This is a genomic window from Micromonospora maris AB-18-032, from assembly GCF_000204155.1.
Lineage (GTDB): Bacteria > Actinomycetota > Actinomycetes > Mycobacteriales > Micromonosporaceae > Micromonospora > Micromonospora gifhornensis.
In genome coordinates this window covers 3293601-3310032 of record NC_015434.1, presented here as the reverse complement: position 1 = coordinate 3310032, position 16432 = coordinate 3293601, and the positions used below count along the sequence as shown (strand labels likewise).

The following is a 16432-nucleotide window of genomic DNA, read 5'->3' as shown; positions in this document are numbered from 1 at the left end:
GACGCCGGCCGGTCCGCCCGCCGGTGATCGGTCCTTTGCCGCAACGCATCATGATGGGACGGCGGCGCGCGACGGACCGCCGCGATCGGAGGACTGATGGGCCGCGACCGAGCAACCCTGGCCGATGTCGCCAAGCGGGCAGGGCTGTCCAAGACCGCCGCCTCGATGGTGCTCAACGGGCGGGAGGGCACCCGACTGTCCGCCGAGGCGCACCAGCGGGTCTTCGCCGCGGCCGAGGAACTCGGTTACCGACCCAACGTGGCCGCGCGCAGTCTGCGTACCCGCAAGACCGCGACCATCGCGTTCGTCTCCGACATCGTGGCCACCACCCGCTTCGCCGGTGGCCTGATCCGCGGCGCGCTGGACGCCGCCCGCGAGCGCGACCACGTCCTGCTCATCACCGAGACCCAGGGCGACGCGACGTTCGAGCGGTACGCCATCGAGGCGATCCTGGACCGTCAGGTCGACGGCGTCATCTACGCCGCCATGGCCACCCGCCGCCTGTCCGTGCCGCCGGCGATCCTCAGCGGGCCGGTGGTGCTGCTCAACGCGACAAGCGCCGAGGAGCTGCCCTGCGTGCTACCCGACGACGAGGGGGCAGGCGTCGCGATCGCCGAGACCCTGCTCGGGTACGGCCACCGGGACCGGATCGCCCTGATCGGGCGCAACCGGCAGAAGGAGCGTGACCCGGAGATCTCGCTGGCCGCCGAGGCGCGACTGCGCGGCATCCGGGCCACCCTCGCCGCCGCCGGGGTCTCGTTGCTTGTCGAGAGCTTCTGTCCCGAGTGGCTTCCGGAGCACGGCTACACCGCGACCCGGGCGCTGCTGGCCCGCCCGGACCGGCCGACCGCGATCATCTGCATGAACGACCGCCTCGCCTTCGGCGCGTACCAAGCGCTCGGCGAGGCGGGGTTGACCATCCCCGACGACATCTCGGTGATCTCCTTCGACGACGATCCCACCGCCTCGTGGTTGCGCCCGCGGCTGTCGACGGCCGCCCTGCCGCACGAGCAGATGGGGCGGCGGGCGGTGGAGTTGCTGCTCGACGGCGAGGCCCCGGCGCAGTCGCTCGTGCCGATGCCGTTGCGACGGCGCCGGTCGGTCGCCGCACCGGCCGGCGCACCTGCCGTCGAGCACGACTGACGGCAGGGCGGCGCTAGCCGCTAAACCGATTTAGTGGTACGTTCCCCGCCATGCTACGTCTGCCCGACCACTGGGTGTGGGACAGCTGGTACGCCCAGGACGACGACGGTTCGTGGCACGCGTTCTTCCTGCGTGCCTCCCGCGCCCTGCTCGACCCGCACCGCCGCCACCGGCGCGCCTCGATCGGCCACGCCGTGTCGACGGACCTCCGCTCCTGGCAACTGGTCCCCGACGCGCTGGTGCCCGCCGACTCCCCCGCCTGGGACGATCTGGCGACCTGGACCGGTTGCACGGTCCGTGGCCCGGACGGACGGTGGTACCTGTTCTACACCGGTGTCGGCCGGGCGGAGGACGGTCTCGTCCAGCGCGTCGGCGTCGCCGTCTCCGACGACCTGACCACCTGGCACCGGCACGGCGACGGCCCGCTCGTGGAGGCCGACCCGACCTGGTACGAGCTGCTCGACCCCCAGATGTGGTACGAGCAGGCCTGGCGTGACCCGTGGGTGTTCCCGGACCCGGCCGGCGACGGCTGGCACATGCTCATCACCGCCCGGGCCAACCAGGGGCCCGCCGCCGAACGCGGCGTCATCGGCCACGCCACCTCCCCGGACCTGCTGACCTGGACCGTCCAGCCGCCGCTGTCCGCGCCGGCCGGCTTCGGTCACCTCGAGGTGCCGCAGGTCGCCGTCGTGGACGGCCAGCCGCTGCTGCTGTTCTGCACCAACGCCGTCGCCGACGGCCCCGAGCACCAACTCTGGGTGGTGCCCGCGCCCACCGTCCAAGGCCCCTGGGACGTGGCCGCCGCGCAGCCGATCGCGCTGCCGAACCTGTACGCGCCTCGGCTGGTGCCCGACGGCGACGGGTGGTCCCTGATCGGGTTCGTCGACCACGTCGACGGTGAATTCGTCGGTGCGATCAGCGACCCGGTGCCGGTCCACTACCAGCCGGGCATCGGCCTGGTCCCCCGCCTGCCGGCCGCCACGACCAGCGGAGGCTGAGGTGACCTGCGACCCGCAGCCGGTGGTCACCGTGCTCGGTGAGGCGGTCGTCGACCTGGTGCAGGGCCCGGACGGCCGGTTCACCGCCCACCCGGGCGGCAGCCCGCTCAACGTCGCCGTCGGCCTCGCCCGGCTCGGCGTACCGGCCACGTTGCTCGCCCGCTTCTCCACCAGCCGGTTCGGTCGCATCCTGCGCGCACACGCCGACGCCAACGGTGTCGACCTGCGGCACGCCGTCGACACCGACGATCCGGCGACCCTGGCGATCGCCTCGCTCGACGACGACGGGGTCGCCACGTACGACTTCTACGTCGACGGCACCGCCGACTGGCAGTGGCGCGACGACGAGTTGTCCCCGGCACTGACCAGCCGGGGCATCCTGCACACCGGTTCGCTTGCGGTGTTCCGCTCCCCCGGCGCCGACCGGGTGGCCGACGCGCTGCGTACCGCGCGGGCCGAACGCGCACTGATCAGCATCGACCCGAACATCCGTCCCGGCCTGCTCGGCACCCCCGCGCAGGCCCGCGCCCGCGTCGAAGAGTTGATACGGCTGGCTCACCTGGTCAAGGCCAGTGAGGAGGACATCGCCTGGCTCTATCCGGGCCGGCCCGTCGAGGACGTCCTGCGGCACTGGCGGGACCTCGGCGCCGCCCTCACGGTGGTGACCCTGGGAGCCGGCGGGGCGCTCGCCCTCTCCGGCACCCGCACGTTCCGGCAACCGGCACCGGCCGTCGAGGTGGTGGACACCATCGGCGCCGGTGACGCGTTCACCGCCGGGCTGCTGGCCGCGCTGTCGCGCGCGGCATCCGGCTGGCCGAACGAGGAGATCGCCGCCGCACTGCGGTACGCCGTCGAGGTCGCCGCCGTCACCTGCACCCGGGCGGGCGCCGACCCGCCGTACCGACACGAGCTGTCGAACCCTGATCAGCCGGGCACCTCGGCCTGAGCACGCCGGGTGAGGTGCCCGCCCGCAGCACCGGTCCACTCACCCAGCAGTAGAACGTCAGGCGCCATCGCCGTCAGCACCGCCCGCCGTACCGGGGGCAGGTCGACGCGCGTCTGGTTGCCCCAGCCAGAGGTATCCCGACCAGGCGAGCCAGAGCATCATCTGCAGCAGTCAGACGCCCCTCCCCCACCGCGACCTGCGGCTTTCCCGATGTCAGGCAGCGGTTCTCCGCACGAGGGCGCAGGTGTCACTTCACCCGGGCACGTGGGCTGCCGGTAGGCCGGTGTAGCGGCCCCGGTGGTAGAGCAGCGGTGAGCCGACTCCGGCGCTGTGAAGCAGTTCCGGTTCGGCCAGCACGATGGCGTGGCTGCCGACCCTGACCCGATCGATCACCCGGCACAGCAGCCAGGCCAACGCGTCGGCCAGGACGGGCACGCCCTCCGGGCCGGGCTGCCAACGGGTCGGTGCCGCGAACCGGTCGATCCCGCTGGTGGCGAAGGTCCGCGCGAGTTGGTGCTGGTCGTGGGCGAGCAGATGCACCCCGACATGCCGTGCCGCCGCCATGGTGGGCCAGCTCGACGAGCCGGTGTCGACGCAGAACGACACGACCGGCGGTCGGAGCGAGACGGCGGAGAAGGAGGTGGCGGTGAAGCCGGCCAGCGGGGGTCCGGGCGCGGTGACCACAGTGACCGTGCTCGCCTGGTGACGCAGGAGGTTGCGGAGCTCCGCCACGTCAGCATCGACGGGCTTGAGATCGTCGGTGGGCGGCGCCATGGGGTACTCCCTACGCTCCGGGAACGGCCTCGGGTCAATAACCTACTGATCCGGTTGGTTATGTCGATATTCTGAGCCGGTCAACCAGACCATGACAAGTAGCGTCCAGATCCCGGACACTTCTCCCCGTTTCGGCCGCATCAGCACGACGCTGTGAGTGCGTTTCTTGTTGCTCCAGCGACAAGAAACGCACTCACAGCGTTCAGCAGACGCCGACCCCGCGCGCAGGGTGCGCGTCCCGGGTCACGAGGTGGTCGTGGCGAGGCTGGGTTCGGCGGTGCGCTGCTCCGGGGTGCTCACCGTGGTGCTGGGGCTGCCCGGGGCGAGCTGGACCCGCACCTCGGAGTCGACCGCGATGCCCAGGGCGAGGAACTCGTTGCGGGTGAGCGTCACCGTCACCGGCTGGCCGCCGGTCGTGGCCACGTCGACCCGGATCTCGAAACCGATCCGGGTCACCCTGGTCACCCGGGCGGCCACGCCGGCGGTGCCGCCGGCCGACAGGTGCAGGTCGTGCGGGCGCACCAACTGGTCGCCGAGCTGGGTGACCGGGCCGAGGAAGCGCATGACGAACTCGTTGGCCGGGCGGTCGTACAGGTCGTCGGGCGAGCCGATCTGCTCCACCCGCCCCTCGTTGATCACCACGATCTCGTCGGCCACCTCCAGGGCCTCCTCCTGGTCGTGAGTGACGAAGACGGTGGTGACGTGCACCTCGTCGTGCAGCCGACGCAGCCAGTCCCGCAATTCCTTACGGACCTTCGCGTCCAGGGCACCGAACGGCTCATCGAGCAGCAGCACGGTCGGCTCGACGGCCAGTGCCCGGGCCAACGCCATCCGCTGACGCTGCCCGCCGGAGAGCTGCGCGGGCAGCCGCTCGGCGAACTGTTCCAGGTGGACCAGGGCGAGCAGTTCATCGACCCGGCGACGGATCTCGTCCTTGGGCCGCTTGCGGATCTCTAGACCGAAGGCCACGTTGCGGCGTACGGTCAGATGCTTGAACGCGGCGTAGTGCTGGAACACGAAGCCGACGTTGCGTTTCTGCGGCGGCAGACCGGTGGCGTCCACGCCCTCGATCTCCACCTTCCCGGTGTCGGCGCGCTCCAGGCCCGCGATGATCCGCAGCAGGGTGGACTTACCGCCACCGGAGGGGCCGAGCAGGGCGGTGAGTCGGCCGGACGGGATGCTCACCGACACGTCGTCCAGGGCGACGAAGTCGCCGAAACGCTTGCCGACGTTGACAATCTCGATGCTCAACGGTCTTCCTTCGGCCTGAGGACGGACACGACGATGATGCAGGCGACAGCGACGAGGGCCAGCAGGAACGCGGTCGCGTACGAGCCGCCCTTGTCGAAGTTCAGGTACTTCTCCTCGACGACGAGGGTGGCCGTACGGGTCTCGCCGAGCACGTTGCCGGAGACGACCTTCACCGCGCCGAACTCACCCAGGGAACGGGCGAGGCTGAGCACGACGCCGTAGATCACGCCCCACTTGATCGCCGGCAGGGTGATTCGACGGAACGTCTGCACGGCGTTCGCGCCGAGGCTGCGGGCAGCCTGCTCCTGCTCGTCGCCGATCTCCTGAAGGACCGGTACGACCTCCCGGATGACCAGCGGCAACGCCACGAACACGGTGGCCAGCACCATGCCCGGCGTGGCGAAGATGATCTGAAGACCGGCGGATTCGAGCGTCGGGCCGAACCAGCCCTCCCGACCGCCGTAGACCAGCACCAGGGCGAGGCCGACGACGATGGGCGAGACCGACAGCGGCATGTCGAGCAGGGCGTTCAGCGTCCGCTTGCCGGGGAAGTCGTACCGGACCAGCAGGATCGAGATGCCGACCCCGAACACCGTGTTGATCACGACGGCGGTCACCGCGATGACCACGGTCAGCCGCAGCGCGTGGGTGACGTCGGGATCGGTGAGGATGTCGCCCAGGCTGGTGAAGCCGTCGGCGAGAGCGTTGCGGCCGACCAGGTACAACGGCCAGGCCACCAGGAGGAACAGGTACGCGGTGACCACCGCGCGCAGCACGTACCGGCCGGGTCGGCGGCCGACCTGGTTGCGGGTGGTGATCGAGTGTTCAGCCACGGCGTATCACCCTCCGCTGGATGACGTCGAGCACGACGATGACGGCCAACGAGACGGCCAGCAGCACCACCGCGACCGCCGCCGCGCTGTCGATGTTGTCGTTCTCGATGCTGCTGAGGATGCGTACGGAGGCCACCTCGGTCCGCATCGGCAGGTTGCCGGTGAGCAGGACCAGCGAGCCGTACTCGCCGACCGCGCGGGCGAACGACAACGCCGCGCCCGCGGCGATGGCCGGGGTGAGGCTCGGCAGGACGATACGCCGGAAGGTGGTGTACCGGCTGGCACCCAGCGAGGCGGCGGCCTCCTCCACCTCCGGGTCGAGTTCGGCCAGCACCGGCTGCACGGTCCGCACGATGAACGGCAGGGTGACGAAGAGGAAGGCGAGGAAGACCGCGATCCGGGTGTTGGCGATGTTGACCCCGAGCGGGCTGCCCGGCCCGTACAGCGACAGCAGCACCAGACCGGCGACGATCGTCGGCAGCGCGAACGGTACGTCGATGAGGATTTCCAACGCCCGCTTGCCGAAGAACCTGTCGCGGACCAGCAGCCAGGCGATCAGGGTGCCCATCACGATGTTGACCAGGGTGACCAGCAGCGCGGTGCCCACGGTCAGCCGAATGGTGGCGGCGGTCTGCTCGTTGGTCACCGACCGCCAGAAGCCGGCCCAGCCGCCTTCGGCGGCGGTCACCGCGACGGCGGCCAGTGGGATCAGCACGAGCAGGCTGAACCAGACCATGGCCACGCCGAGGCCCAGCCCGGACACCCGGGTCAGCGGCAGGCCGCTCCGGACCGACCGGCGGGGGGCCGCCGGTCGGTCCGGAGCAAGAGTTGCCGAGGTCACTTCGCCTTCCCGGAGGCCGCGATGACCTTGGTGATGATGCCCTCGTTCTCATCGAAGAACTTCTTGGACAGCGCCGACCAGCTCTCGAAGTCCGTGTCGACGGTGAGCAGCTTCTGCGGCGCCGGGAACGGGTTGGCCGGGTCGAGCGCGCCCTCGATACCGCTGGTGTCGACGCCGTCGATGATCGGACGGAAGCCGGTCAGGGCGAACTGCCGCTGCCCCTGCGGGCCGAGCACGAAGTCCAGCCACTCCTTCGCCTTCGGGTCCGCGTCCTTGAGCACGGCGCCCGGGTTCTGGATCAGGATGGTGGTGGGAGGCAGGATCCAGTCCAGATCCTCGCCGTTCTGCCGGGCCAGGATCGTCTCGTTCTCGTAGGCCAGCAGCACGTCACCGGTGCCACCGAGGAAGGTGGTGGTGGCGTCCCGGCCGCTGCCCGGCAGCGACACCACGTTGGCGAACAGCTTGGTGAGGAACTCCTGCGCCTGGGCGTCGGTGCCACCGTTGGCGGCGATGTGTCCCCAGGCGGCGAGGGCGTTCCAGCGGGCGGCGCCCGAGGAGGCCGGGTTGGGCGTGACGATGCCGATGCCGGGCTTGATCAGGTCGTCCCAGCCCTGGATGTTCTTGGGGTTGCCCTTGCGTACGGCCAGGACCACGACCGACGAGGACACGATGCCCTTGTTCGGGCCGTCGTCCCAGCTCTCGTCGACCAGACCGGCGTCGACCAGGCGGGTCACGTCGCTGCTGACGGAGAAGTGCACGTAGTCGGCCTTGAGGCCGGAGACCACCGCGCGACTCTGGTCGCCGGAGGCGCCGTAGGAGGACTTGAACCGTACGCCCTTGCCCGCCTCGGTCTTGTTCCATTCCGCGGCGATGGCCTTGTTGGCCGCCTCGGGCACCGCGAATCCGACGATGTTCAACGTGCTGGAGTCACTCGCCGAGGTGCCGCCGCCGCAGCCCGACAGGGCCAGGCCGGTGACCATGGCTGCAGCGATGGCCGTTCTGATCCGGAGCCTCATCGCAGGTGTCCTCCTCCAGTGCGCGCCCGCACTCTATAAATCCGACCGACTAGATAGGGAATATGCCCGTTTTGGGTCATCAGCAGGAAAAGCGGTGTTGGATCGCGGTCACGGACCGAGCCTCGGTGCCCAGCCGACAACGGCGCGACGACGACCCCGACGCGCCCGGCTCACGCCGGCGCGGCAGCATCGATCGCCTGCCCGACCGCGCACCGAATATCCCACCAACTCGACAGGATTTCAAGCCTTAATCCGGGCCGGACCGGGTGCAGACCCGACCGGCGTGCGCATCCGCGGGGCGGTCGACCGGCACGAGCAGGTCGGCGAGGCTGGACCGGTCGACCACCCGCTCGATCGCGCGGTGCACCGACTGCCACACCTCGCCCAGCCCGACGGCCACCCCGTGATACGTCGCCACCTCGGCAGGCGCACCCCGAACGGTGGTCAGCGGCCCGCCGGTGGCCCGCAACACGTCACCGACGGTGATCTCCTCCGGTGCCCTGGTCAGCGCGTATCCGCCGTCGGAACCGCGGGCGCTGTGCAGCAGACCGGCACGGCGCAGATCCAGCAGGATGCCCTGCAGGAAGGAGTACGGGATGTCCTGGCTGGCCGCGAGCGCCGCCGCCTTCACCAGGGCCGGGTGCTGCTGAGCCATCGCCAACATGGCCCGTACGGCGTAGTCCGATCGCGCTGACACGTACACGCCTAGGCCCCAGGTGCCCTACATACTCCATCGAACATATAGGGATACTGGACAACGTCGTACGGCGCGTCAAGAGCCACGGTGCCGGCGGAGGGGTCAGGAGACGCGCATCGCCCGTACGGCCTCTCCCGCGTACAGGCAGGCGGCCCGGTGCCCGGCGGCGACCTCGACCAGCGCCGGATCGGTCTCGGCACAGTCGGGTCGCGCCTGCGGGCAGCGGGTCCGGAACCGGCAGCCGCTGGGCGGGTCGACCGGGCTGGGGATGTCCCCACTGAGGATGACCCGCCGACGTTCCCGTTCGACCCGCGGATCCGCCACCGGAATCGCCGACAGCAGCGCGGCCGTGTACGGATGCGCCGGCTCCCGCCAGATCTGCGCCGGTGTGCCGCTCTCCACGATGCGACCCAGATACATCACCGCCATCCGGTCGCTCATGTGCTCGACGGCGGCCAGATCGTGGGCGATGAACAGGTAGGTCAGTCCCAGGTCCCGTTGCAGCCCGCGCAGCAGATTCATGATCTGCGCCTGCACGCTGAGATCGAGCGAGGCGATCGGCTCGTCGAGGACGATCAGGTCCGGCTCGCCGGCCAGCGCGCGGGCGATACCCACCCGCTGCCGCTGGCCGCCGGAGAGTTCATGCGGGTGCCGGTCGGCCAGGTCCCGACGCAGACCCACCGCGTCGAGCAGTTCCTCGACGCGGCGACGACGAGCGGCGGAGGAGTCGACGAGCCGGTGCACGATCAACGGTTCGGCGATGCTGGACCCGACGGTACGGCGTGGATCGAGCGACGCCTGCGGATCCTGGAACACCATGGCGACCCGACGCCGCAGCGCCCGCAGCTGGCGACGCGACCAGCCGGTCACGTCCTGCCCGGCCACCCGGACGCTGCCCGTGGTGGGATCGACCAGGCGCAGCAGCGCCAGACCGGTGGTCGACTTGCCGCTGCCCGACTCCCCCACCAGCCCCAGCGTCTCGCCCCGGCGGACCTGCAACGACACCCCGTCGACCGCCCGGACCACGCCGGCCGAGGTCGGGAACCAGACCCGCAGGTCGTCGAGCTCGGCGACCGCCTCAGTCGCACCGCGCTGCGTCGGCACCTGCACCTCACCGCGCTTCATCGGCCCTCCCCGTCGGGTTGCTGCGGGTAGAAGGTGCGGACGTGGTGTGCGCCGGCAACCGGGACCAGCGGCGGCAGCTCGTGCTCGCATCGGGCGTCGCCGCGCACCGGGCAGCGGGGCCAGAAGGCACAGCCGGCGGGTAGCTCGTGCGGGCTGGGTGGCGCGCCGGCGATGGTGACCAGGTCGCCACCGCCGGCCCCCGGCTCGGGTCGGGCGGCGAGCAGAGCCGAGGTGTACGGGTGCCCCGGCCGGTCGAACACCGCGTCGACCGGCCCCTGCTCGACGATCCGCCCGGCGTACATCACCGCCACGGTGTCCGCGATGCCGGCGACCACGCCCAGGTCGTGGGTGATCCAGACGACCGCGGTGCCGAGGCGCTGTTGCAGGTCGGCGACCAGCTCGACGATCTGGGCCTGGGTGGTGACGTCCAGCGCGGTGGTCGGCTCGTCGGCGATCAGCAGATCCGGTTCGCAGGCCAACGCCATGGCGATGACCACCCGCTGGCGCATGCCACCGGAGAACTGGTGCGGGTAGGCGTCCACCCGCTGCGCGGCCGACGGGATGCCGACCAGGTCGAGCAGTTCGATGGCGCGGGTGCGGGCGGCCCGCCGGGTCAGCCCGAGATGTTCCTCGCCGGCCTCGGCGACCTGCCGACCGACTGTGAGCACCGGGTTGAGCGAGGTCATCGGATCCTGGAAGACGAATCCGACGTGCCGACCCCGCATCCGCCGCCGCCGATCCGCCGGCAACGCGGTGAAGTCCTCACCGAGCAGCCGTACGCCGCCCGTCACCCGGGCGGCGCGCGGTGCCAGGCCGGTGGCGGCGAGCACGCTCATGCTCTTGCCGCTGCCCGACTCGCCGACCAGGGCGAGGGTCTGCCCCGCCTGGACCGACCAGTCGACCCCGGCCACCGCGCGGGCCGGACCGCGCCGGGTGCCGATGGTGACGGTGAGCCCCGACACGGCCAGTACGGCATCGCTCATCCGGTGCTCCTCCTGGCCTCGTTGACGGTCAACTGACGGGGGTCGAGCACGTCGCGCAGCGCGTCACCGACCAGGTTGAACGCCAGCACGGTGCAGAAGATGGCGGCACCCGGAAAGACGCCCAGCCACCAGGCGTCGGTGACGAAACCCCGACCGTCGTAGAGCATCCGACCCCAGGCGGGGGCGGGTGGCTGCACCCCGAGACCGAGGAAGGACAGCGCCGCCTCGGACAGGATCGCGAAAGCCAGCGACAGCGACGTCTGCACGATCAGCGGCGCGGCGATGTTCGGCAGCACGTGCCGGCGCATGATCCGCAGGTCGGACGCGCCGATGGAGACCGCGGCCCGGACGAAGACCTGCTCCCGCACCGAGAGCACACCGGCCCGGGTGACCCGGGCGAAGATCGGCGTGTAGACCACCCCGATGGCGATCATCGCGGTGAGCAGGCCCGGTCCGAGCACCGCCACGATGGCCACCGCGAGCAGCAGCACCGGGAACGCGAACAGCACGTCCATGCAGCGCATCAGCAGGTTGTCCAGCCAGCCCCGGTAGTAGCCGGCGAACAGGCCGAGGGTGACCCCGGCGACCAGGGCGATGCCGACGCTGACCGCGCCGACCTGAAGGGACACCCGGGCGGCGACCATGACCCGGCTGAGCACGTCGCGGCCGAGTTCGTCGGTGCCGAACGGATGCGCCCAACTGGGCGCCTGGAGCATCCGGTCGACGTCCACGTCGTTGATGCCGGCCGGTGCCAGCCACGGCCCGGCCACCCCGACCACGACCAGCAGCACCAGGACCGCGGTGCCGGTCAGGGCCAGCGGGTCGTGGCGCAACGCCGACACGGCACGCCGCAACTGCCCCTCGCTCGGGTTGACCGTCGGCGCGCTCATTTGACCGTGATCCTCGGGTCGAGGCGGGCGTAGAGGATGTCCACCAACAGGTTGACCAGCAGGAACAGCGCCGCGACCAGCAGCACCGCCCCCTGGAGTACGGGATAGTCGCGGGCCTGTACCGCGTCGAAGGTGAGCCGGCCGATGCCCGGCCAGGCGAACAGCACCTCGATCACGATCACTCCGCCGAGCAGGCTCGCCAACTGCACCGCCACCACGGTGACCACCGGGATCAGGGCGTTGCGCAGCACATGCCGCAACACCACCACCCGGGTCCGCAGACCCTTGGCCTCGGCGGTACGGACGTAGTCCTCCGACAGCACCTCAAGCATCGACGAGCGGATGAACCGGGTCAGGATCGACGCGGTCACCAGGCCCACGGTCGCCGCGGGCAGGGCGATGTGCGACGCCCACCGGGCCGGGTCCTCGGTCAACGCCACGTAGCCCGACGGCGGCAGCCAGCCGAGCACCCCGGCGAAGAGCAGGATGCCCATGATGCCCATCCAGAAATCCGGCACGGAGACACCGAACTGGCTGAACACCCGCGCCGCGTGGTCGACGACCGATCCGCTGCGCATGGCCGACACGATGCCCAGCGGCAGGGCGATCACCAACGCGAACAGCACAGCGGTCACGGCCAGCGACAGCGTCGCGGGCAACCGCTCCAGCACGATGGCGGTGACCGGCCGGCCGCTGCGGAAGCTGACCCCCAGGTCGCCGGTCAGCGCCCGCCGCAGATAGTCGAAGTACTGCACCACCAGGGGTTGGTCCAGCCCGGCCCGAGCCCGCAGCGCCTCGTAGGTCTGCGGGTCGAACCGGGTGCCCAGCGCCACCCGGACCGGGTCACCCGGCACCAGTTGCAGCAGCAGGAACACCACGAGGGTGACGCCGAGCAGCACCACGCAGGACTGGAGCAGTCGGCGGATGACGAAGCGGGCCACCTGCGGTCCCCTGCCCGCTCACCTGGTCAACGCCACGTCGCGGAACCGGATCGCCCGGTCGGTGCGTACCTGATAGCCGGTGACCTGTTTCGACCAGCCCTGCGCCACGTCGGGGTTGTAGAGGTAGATGTAGCTGGCGTCGTCGACGATCTGCTTGGCCACCTGCTCGTACTGCTGTTTGCGGGCGCCCTGGTCGGTCTGCGTGCGGGCCCGGTCCAGCAGTTGGTCGACGGCGGGGTTGTTGTACTTGTGGAAGTTGAACGTGCCGCCGCTGTGGTGCTGGGCGTAGTAGAACTCGTCCGGGTCGATGTTGCCCAGCCAGCCGAGCATGAACGAGTCGAAGTTGCCGTTGCCCTGCTCGTCGAGCCACTGCGCGAAGTCCAGCGTACGGATCTTGACGTTGACGCCGATCCCTGCCAGCTGAGAGGCGATGACCTGGGCGGCGGTGACCGTCTCCGGGTACTCGCTGGTCACCATCAGGTCCATGGTCAGGTCATTGACCCCGGCCTGGTCGAGCAGTTGCCGGGCCTGATTCGGGTCGTGCGAGTACGGCGCGTACTCGTAGTAGAAGGCGCTGTTCTGCGGAATCGCCGTCTGGTTGACCGTGGCCAGCCCGAACTTGGCGGCCTTGGTGATCGCCTCCCGGTCCAGCGCGAACGCGATCGCCCGGCGCACGTTGACGTCGTCGTACGGCTTACGCGCCTGGTTGAGGGCCAGGTACCAGTAGTCCGTCGACGGCACCGACTCGACGGTCGGCTCGTCGCCGTCGAGCAGCGCGGGCACCTGCTGCGGGGGCAGGTTGTCCGTCCACTGCACCTCGTTTCCGCGTAGGTTCTGCAACGCCACCGTGGGGTCGCTGACGAAGGTGAACCGCACCCCGTCGAGCTTGGGCCGCTCGCCCCAGTAGTTGTCGTTGCGGACCAACTGGATGTTGTCGCCGGAGGTGTAGCCGCCGATGGCGAAGGGTCCACTGCCGATCGGCTTGGTGGTGATCTCGCCGGACTCCACGTTGGCCTTCTGCACGATCGCCACCCCCTTGAAGCCGCCCAGGTTGGCCAGCAGATTCGGGGTGGGCGCGGACAGGGTGATGACCACGGTGGTCGGGTTCGACGCGGCCACCGACTTGACGGTGCCGAACTTGTACGCCGTGTTCAGCTTCTCGTCGATGATCCGGTTGTACGAGTAGACGACGTCCTCGGCGGTCAACGGCGTACCGTCGGAGAACTTGACCCCCTCGCGGAGGGTGAACGTCCAGGTCAGCTGGTCGTCGCTGGTGGTCCACCCGGTGGCCAGCGACGGCTGCATCTCCAGGTTCGCGTCCGGCTCCACCAGGGTGTCGAAGACGTTCTCCAGCACCTGGAAGCTGTAGTAGGCCGAAGTCTTGTGCGGGTCGAGCTGATCCGGTTCACCACCGATGGCGGCGTTCAGGACACCCCCCGCGCCGGCCTCGTTCCCGCCGTCGACATCGACGCCCTCCCCCGCGCTACAACCCACCGACACGGTGAGCAGCAGGGCGAGCGTCGCGCCGGCCAACCCGAATCTGGTGCTGGACATGGTCCTCCCCCAGGGATCCTGCGGCCACTGCCTGACCCCACGCTAGCCGCTAACCGGGCATCTGGCAGGGCATGATCGGCGTCAATTACCGGCAGCGGCGCAGTTCTTGCTGGTCAGCCGCACGGTGTACTCGGCATCGTCGTGCGTGATACCGGACGGTTGACCGTCGAACCAGGTCTCCACCTTCTGCCAGCCCGCACGCTGCTCGTAGTGCAGATGCGGGGCCCCGGAGTTGCCGGTGCTGCCGATCCGCCCGATCTGCTGACCCTGGGCGACCCGCTGCCCGACCTGCACCATCGGCGGTTCGAGCAGGTGCAGATACTGGGTCTCCCACCGTCCGCCGTGGTCGATCTTCACCCAGTAGCCGCCACCGCGGCCCCGAGGCCCATCCGGATTCTCCGGCGTACGCCCACCGAGCGACCCGTTGATGCCCGCCACGGTCACCGTGCCCTCGTACGAGGCGAGCACCGGCTGCCCCCACGGGTCACCGGAGAGGGGGAAGAAATCCACGTCGTTGTCACCGTGACCGGGATAGGTGCCCACCTGCCAGGTCTCCCCGCAGCCCACCGGCATCTGGAACAACGGTCGCGGCCCCGGCGGCAACACCTGCGGCACCACCACGTACGCGACCGCGCCGAGCACCCCCAGCAGACCGACGACCAGCAGCAGCCACGGCAGACGTCTGCGGCGGCGACGGTGTGAGCGGGGGTGGCCGGTCGTCACGCCCCGAAGCATCTCAGACGCCCACAACGCCGCTGCTCGGACGGTCAGCGGGCGCGGCCGGTCGCCGGTCCCGCCTTGCTTACCGATCGGCGCACCACCCGGGCACCCGGGTCGCCCGGTCGGCCGGGTCCCACCGCGTCCCCGCGTACGTCGGCGACGAAGGTGGCGAGCAACTCCCGGCTGTGTTGCAACGACGCGATCTTCTCGGTCAACTGGTCCAGTTCGCTCTCAAGGGTTTCGGCCAGCCGAGCCCGGTCGGCCGGTTCGTCGGGGATCGCCGCACGCCCGTCCAGCAGGAAGCGCAGCGCCTGCCCGACCACGCCCGAGGGCAGCGAGGCCGACAGCATGCACCTGATCCGGGCCACCCGGTCGACATCCGCGTCGGCGTAGACCCGGTAGCCCGAGGCGGTCCGCTCGGGCTTGAGCAGCCCCTGCTCCTCGTAGTAGCGCAGCATCCGCTCCGAGGCGCCGGTACGGGCGCTCAACTCACCGATCCGCATGGCTTGACTCTAACGTCGATGTCAGGCTTTAGCGTCCGTCTGTGATCATCTATGTACTCCTCGTCTGCTCGTTCGCCGTGGCCACCGCCGAGTTCGTGCTGGTCGGCCTCCTCCCCCAGGTCGCCGTCGACCTGGGGGTCTCGGTGCCCGCCGCCGGGCAACTGATCACCGCGTACATGATCGTGGTGACCGTGGGCGGCCCCGTCACGGCCCTGCTGACCCGCCGGCTACCCCGCCGGGAACTACTCGCCGCCACCATGGCGCTGGCGACCGTGTCGGCGGCGGCCAGCGCGATGTCCACGTCGTACGCCATGCTGTTGTCGGCCCGGCTGGGGTCGGCGCTGGCGCAGGCGCTGTTCATGGCCGTGGCCTCCCAGATCGCCATGGCGGCCGTGCCGCCCGAGCGGCAGACCGCCGCGGTGGCCCGGGTGTTCGGCGGTTTCGCCCTGGCCACCGTGCTCGGTCTGCCGCTGGGCAGCCTGATCGGTGCGGCGTACGGCTGGCCGGTCACCTTCGTGGTCGTCGCCGGCCTGGCCGCCGTCGGGCTGCTCGGCGTCGTCGTCTTCTGCCCCCGGATCGTCGCCGTGCCACCGGCCGGGATCCGCGACAGCGTCGGCGCGCTGACCCGTCCGGCCATCCTCGCCGGCCTCGGCGTCACCCTGCTCACGCTTACCGGCTTCGTGGCAGCCTTCACCTACGTCGCCCCGATGCTGCGTACCGTCACCGGATTGAGCCCCGGCTGGGTCAGCGTCGGCCTGGTCGGCTACGGCCTGGGCACCATCGTCGGCAACCTGCTCGCCGGCCGGGTACGCCCCGACGCCATCACCCGCCGCCTGCCGTACGCCATCGGCGCCCTGGCGCTGATCCTGCTCGCCCAGCCGCTCCTGCTACCCACGACGGCACCGGCGTTGGCCGGGCTGGCTCTGCTGGGTGCTGCGGCGTTCCTGGTCGTACCGCTGGTCCAGACCTGGCTGATGGGCCAGGTCGACGCGGGTGCCACCGGCCTGATCGCGGCGGTGAACATCTCCGTCGCCGGCGCGGCGGGTGCCCTCGGCGCCGCGCTCGGCGGGACGGTGCTCGCGATCGGGTTCGGCCCCGCCTGGATCGGCCCGGTCGCCGCCGTCTCCGTACTCGGTGCGACCATCATCGCCACCGGCATCGCCCGGTCGTCATCGCCGAGCAAACGGTCACCGGGAGCACTGCTACGGCGGTGAAGT

General features: G+C 70.6%; 17 protein-coding genes. 4 read left to right on the top strand and 13 right to left on the bottom strand.

Going from position 1 to position 16432, the window contains the following annotated elements:
- The first annotated feature begins 96 nt into the window (after positions 1 to 96).
- From VAB18032_RS14675 to VAB18032_RS14665, 3 genes are read left to right on the top strand one after another with little or no spacing between them, the layout of a single operon-like run.
- Complete coding sequence (locus VAB18032_RS14675) at positions 97 to 1143, top strand: LacI family DNA-binding transcriptional regulator (protein WP_013733641.1); 1047 nt, start codon at positions 97 to 99, stop codon at positions 1141 to 1143.
- A gap of 50 nt (positions 1144 to 1193) precedes the next feature.
- Positions 1194 to 2141 carry a family 43 glycosylhydrolase gene (locus VAB18032_RS14670; protein WP_013733640.1) on the top strand — a complete coding sequence of 316 codons (948 nt, stop codon included), beginning with the start codon at positions 1194 to 1196 and terminating at the stop codon, positions 2139 to 2141.
- Between the two features lie 22 nt (positions 2142 to 2163).
- Positions 2164 to 3087, top strand: a complete 924-nt coding sequence (locus VAB18032_RS14665; RefSeq protein WP_043724313.1) for a carbohydrate kinase family protein — start codon at positions 2164 to 2166, stop codon at positions 3085 to 3087.
- Positions 3088 to 3339: 252 nt separating this feature from the next.
- Here the strand turns inward: VAB18032_RS14665 and VAB18032_RS14660 are convergent, their stop codons facing one another.
- The 13 genes from VAB18032_RS14660 to VAB18032_RS14600 form a co-directional block, all read right to left on the bottom strand.
- On the bottom strand, positions 3340 to 3861 hold the full coding sequence (locus tag VAB18032_RS14660; protein WP_013733638.1) for a flavin reductase family protein: 522 nt from the start codon (positions 3859 to 3861) through the stop codon (positions 3340 to 3342).
- A 243-nt stretch (positions 3862 to 4104) separates the two neighbouring features.
- Positions 4105 to 5112, bottom strand: coding sequence for a sulfate/molybdate ABC transporter ATP-binding protein (locus VAB18032_RS14655; protein WP_013733637.1), 1008 nt, complete (start codon positions 5110 to 5112; stop codon positions 4105 to 4107).
- Entirely contained in the window at positions 5109 to 5945 is an 837-nt protein-coding gene (locus VAB18032_RS14650) for a sulfate ABC transporter permease (RefSeq protein WP_013733636.1), read from the bottom strand. The genes VAB18032_RS14655 and VAB18032_RS14650 overlap by 4 nt, the downstream gene beginning before the upstream one ends.
- Positions 5938 to 6708, bottom strand: a complete 771-nt coding sequence (cysT, locus tag VAB18032_RS14645) for a sulfate ABC transporter permease subunit CysT (protein WP_232510804.1) — start codon at positions 6706 to 6708, stop codon at positions 5938 to 5940. Before cysT ends, VAB18032_RS14650 begins: the two co-directional genes overlap by 8 nt.
- A gap of 74 nt (positions 6709 to 6782) precedes the next feature.
- Positions 6783 to 7802, bottom strand: coding sequence for a sulfate ABC transporter substrate-binding protein (locus VAB18032_RS14640; RefSeq protein ID WP_013733634.1), 1020 nt, complete (start codon positions 7800 to 7802; stop codon positions 6783 to 6785).
- 247 nt (positions 7803 to 8049) lie between these two features.
- Positions 8050 to 8505 carry an RrF2 family transcriptional regulator gene (locus tag VAB18032_RS14635; RefSeq protein ID WP_013733633.1) on the bottom strand — a complete coding sequence of 152 codons (456 nt, stop codon included), beginning with the start codon at positions 8503 to 8505 and terminating at the stop codon, positions 8050 to 8052.
- 96 nt (positions 8506 to 8601) lie between these two features.
- Positions 8602 to 9624, bottom strand: a complete 1023-nt coding sequence (locus VAB18032_RS14630) for an ABC transporter ATP-binding protein (protein ID WP_013733632.1) — start codon at positions 9622 to 9624, stop codon at positions 8602 to 8604.
- Positions 9621 to 10607 (bottom strand): ABC transporter ATP-binding protein, encoded by a 987-nt coding sequence (locus tag VAB18032_RS14625; protein WP_013733631.1) that lies wholly within the window; start codon positions 10605 to 10607, stop codon positions 9621 to 9623. The genes VAB18032_RS14630 and VAB18032_RS14625 overlap by 4 nt, the downstream gene beginning before the upstream one ends.
- A complete protein-coding gene (locus VAB18032_RS14620; protein WP_013733630.1) occupies positions 10604 to 11497 on the bottom strand; it encodes an ABC transporter permease in 894 nt (297 codons plus the stop codon). Before VAB18032_RS14620 ends, VAB18032_RS14625 begins: the two co-directional genes overlap by 4 nt.
- Positions 11494 to 12438, bottom strand: a complete 945-nt coding sequence (locus VAB18032_RS14615) for an ABC transporter permease (protein ID WP_013733629.1) — start codon at positions 12436 to 12438, stop codon at positions 11494 to 11496. Before VAB18032_RS14615 ends, VAB18032_RS14620 begins: the two co-directional genes overlap by 4 nt.
- An 18-nt stretch (positions 12439 to 12456) precedes the next feature.
- A complete protein-coding gene (locus VAB18032_RS14610) occupies positions 12457 to 13992 on the bottom strand; it encodes an ABC transporter substrate-binding protein (protein ID WP_013733628.1) in 1536 nt (511 codons plus the stop codon).
- Positions 13993 to 14073: 81 nt separating this feature from the next.
- The gene (locus VAB18032_RS14605; protein WP_050814609.1) at positions 14074 to 14727 is read right to left on the bottom strand and encodes a M23 family metallopeptidase; all 654 of its coding nucleotides are present in this window, start codon (positions 14725 to 14727) and stop codon (positions 14074 to 14076) included.
- Positions 14728 to 14759: 32 nt separating this feature from the next.
- Complete coding sequence (locus tag VAB18032_RS14600) at positions 14760 to 15215, bottom strand: MerR family transcriptional regulator (RefSeq protein ID WP_013733626.1); 456 nt, start codon at positions 15213 to 15215, stop codon at positions 14760 to 14762.
- Between the two features lie 41 nt (positions 15216 to 15256).
- On the opposite strand from VAB18032_RS14600, the gene VAB18032_RS14595 reads away from it, so the two are divergent.
- Entirely contained in the window at positions 15257 to 16429 is a 1173-nt protein-coding gene (locus VAB18032_RS14595) for an MFS transporter (protein WP_013733625.1), read from the top strand.
- The last annotated feature ends 3 nt before the right edge of the window (positions 16430 to 16432 follow it).

Coding starts and splice junctions, on each gene's coding strand:
- VAB18032_RS14675 (WP_013733641.1), top strand. CDS start 97: ATGGGCCGCGACCGAGCAACCCTGGCCGATGTCGCCAAGCGGGCAGGG.
- VAB18032_RS14670 (WP_013733640.1), top strand. CDS start 1,194: ATGCTACGTCTGCCCGACCACTGGGTGTGGGACAGCTGGTACGCCCAG.
- VAB18032_RS14660 (WP_013733638.1), bottom strand. CDS start 3,861: ATGGCGCCGCCCACCGACGATCTCAAGCCCGTCGATGCTGACGTGGCG.
- VAB18032_RS14640 (WP_013733634.1), bottom strand. CDS start 7,802: ATGAGGCTCCGGATCAGAACGGCCATCGCTGCAGCCATGGTCACCGGC.
- VAB18032_RS14630 (WP_013733632.1), bottom strand. CDS start 9,624: ATGAAGCGCGGTGAGGTGCAGGTGCCGACGCAGCGCGGTGCGACTGAG.
- VAB18032_RS14625 (WP_013733631.1), bottom strand. CDS start 10,607: ATGAGCGATGCCGTACTGGCCGTGTCGGGGCTCACCGTCACCATCGGC.
- VAB18032_RS14620 (WP_013733630.1), bottom strand. CDS start 11,497: ATGAGCGCGCCGACGGTCAACCCGAGCGAGGGGCAGTTGCGGCGTGCC.
- VAB18032_RS14610 (WP_013733628.1), bottom strand. CDS start 13,992: ATGTCCAGCACCAGATTCGGGTTGGCCGGCGCGACGCTCGCCCTGCTG.
- VAB18032_RS14605 (WP_050814609.1), bottom strand. CDS start 14,727: ATGCTTCGGGGCGTGACGACCGGCCACCCCCGCTCACACCGTCGCCGC.
- VAB18032_RS14600 (WP_013733626.1), bottom strand. CDS start 15,215: ATGCGGATCGGTGAGTTGAGCGCCCGTACCGGCGCCTCGGAGCGGATG.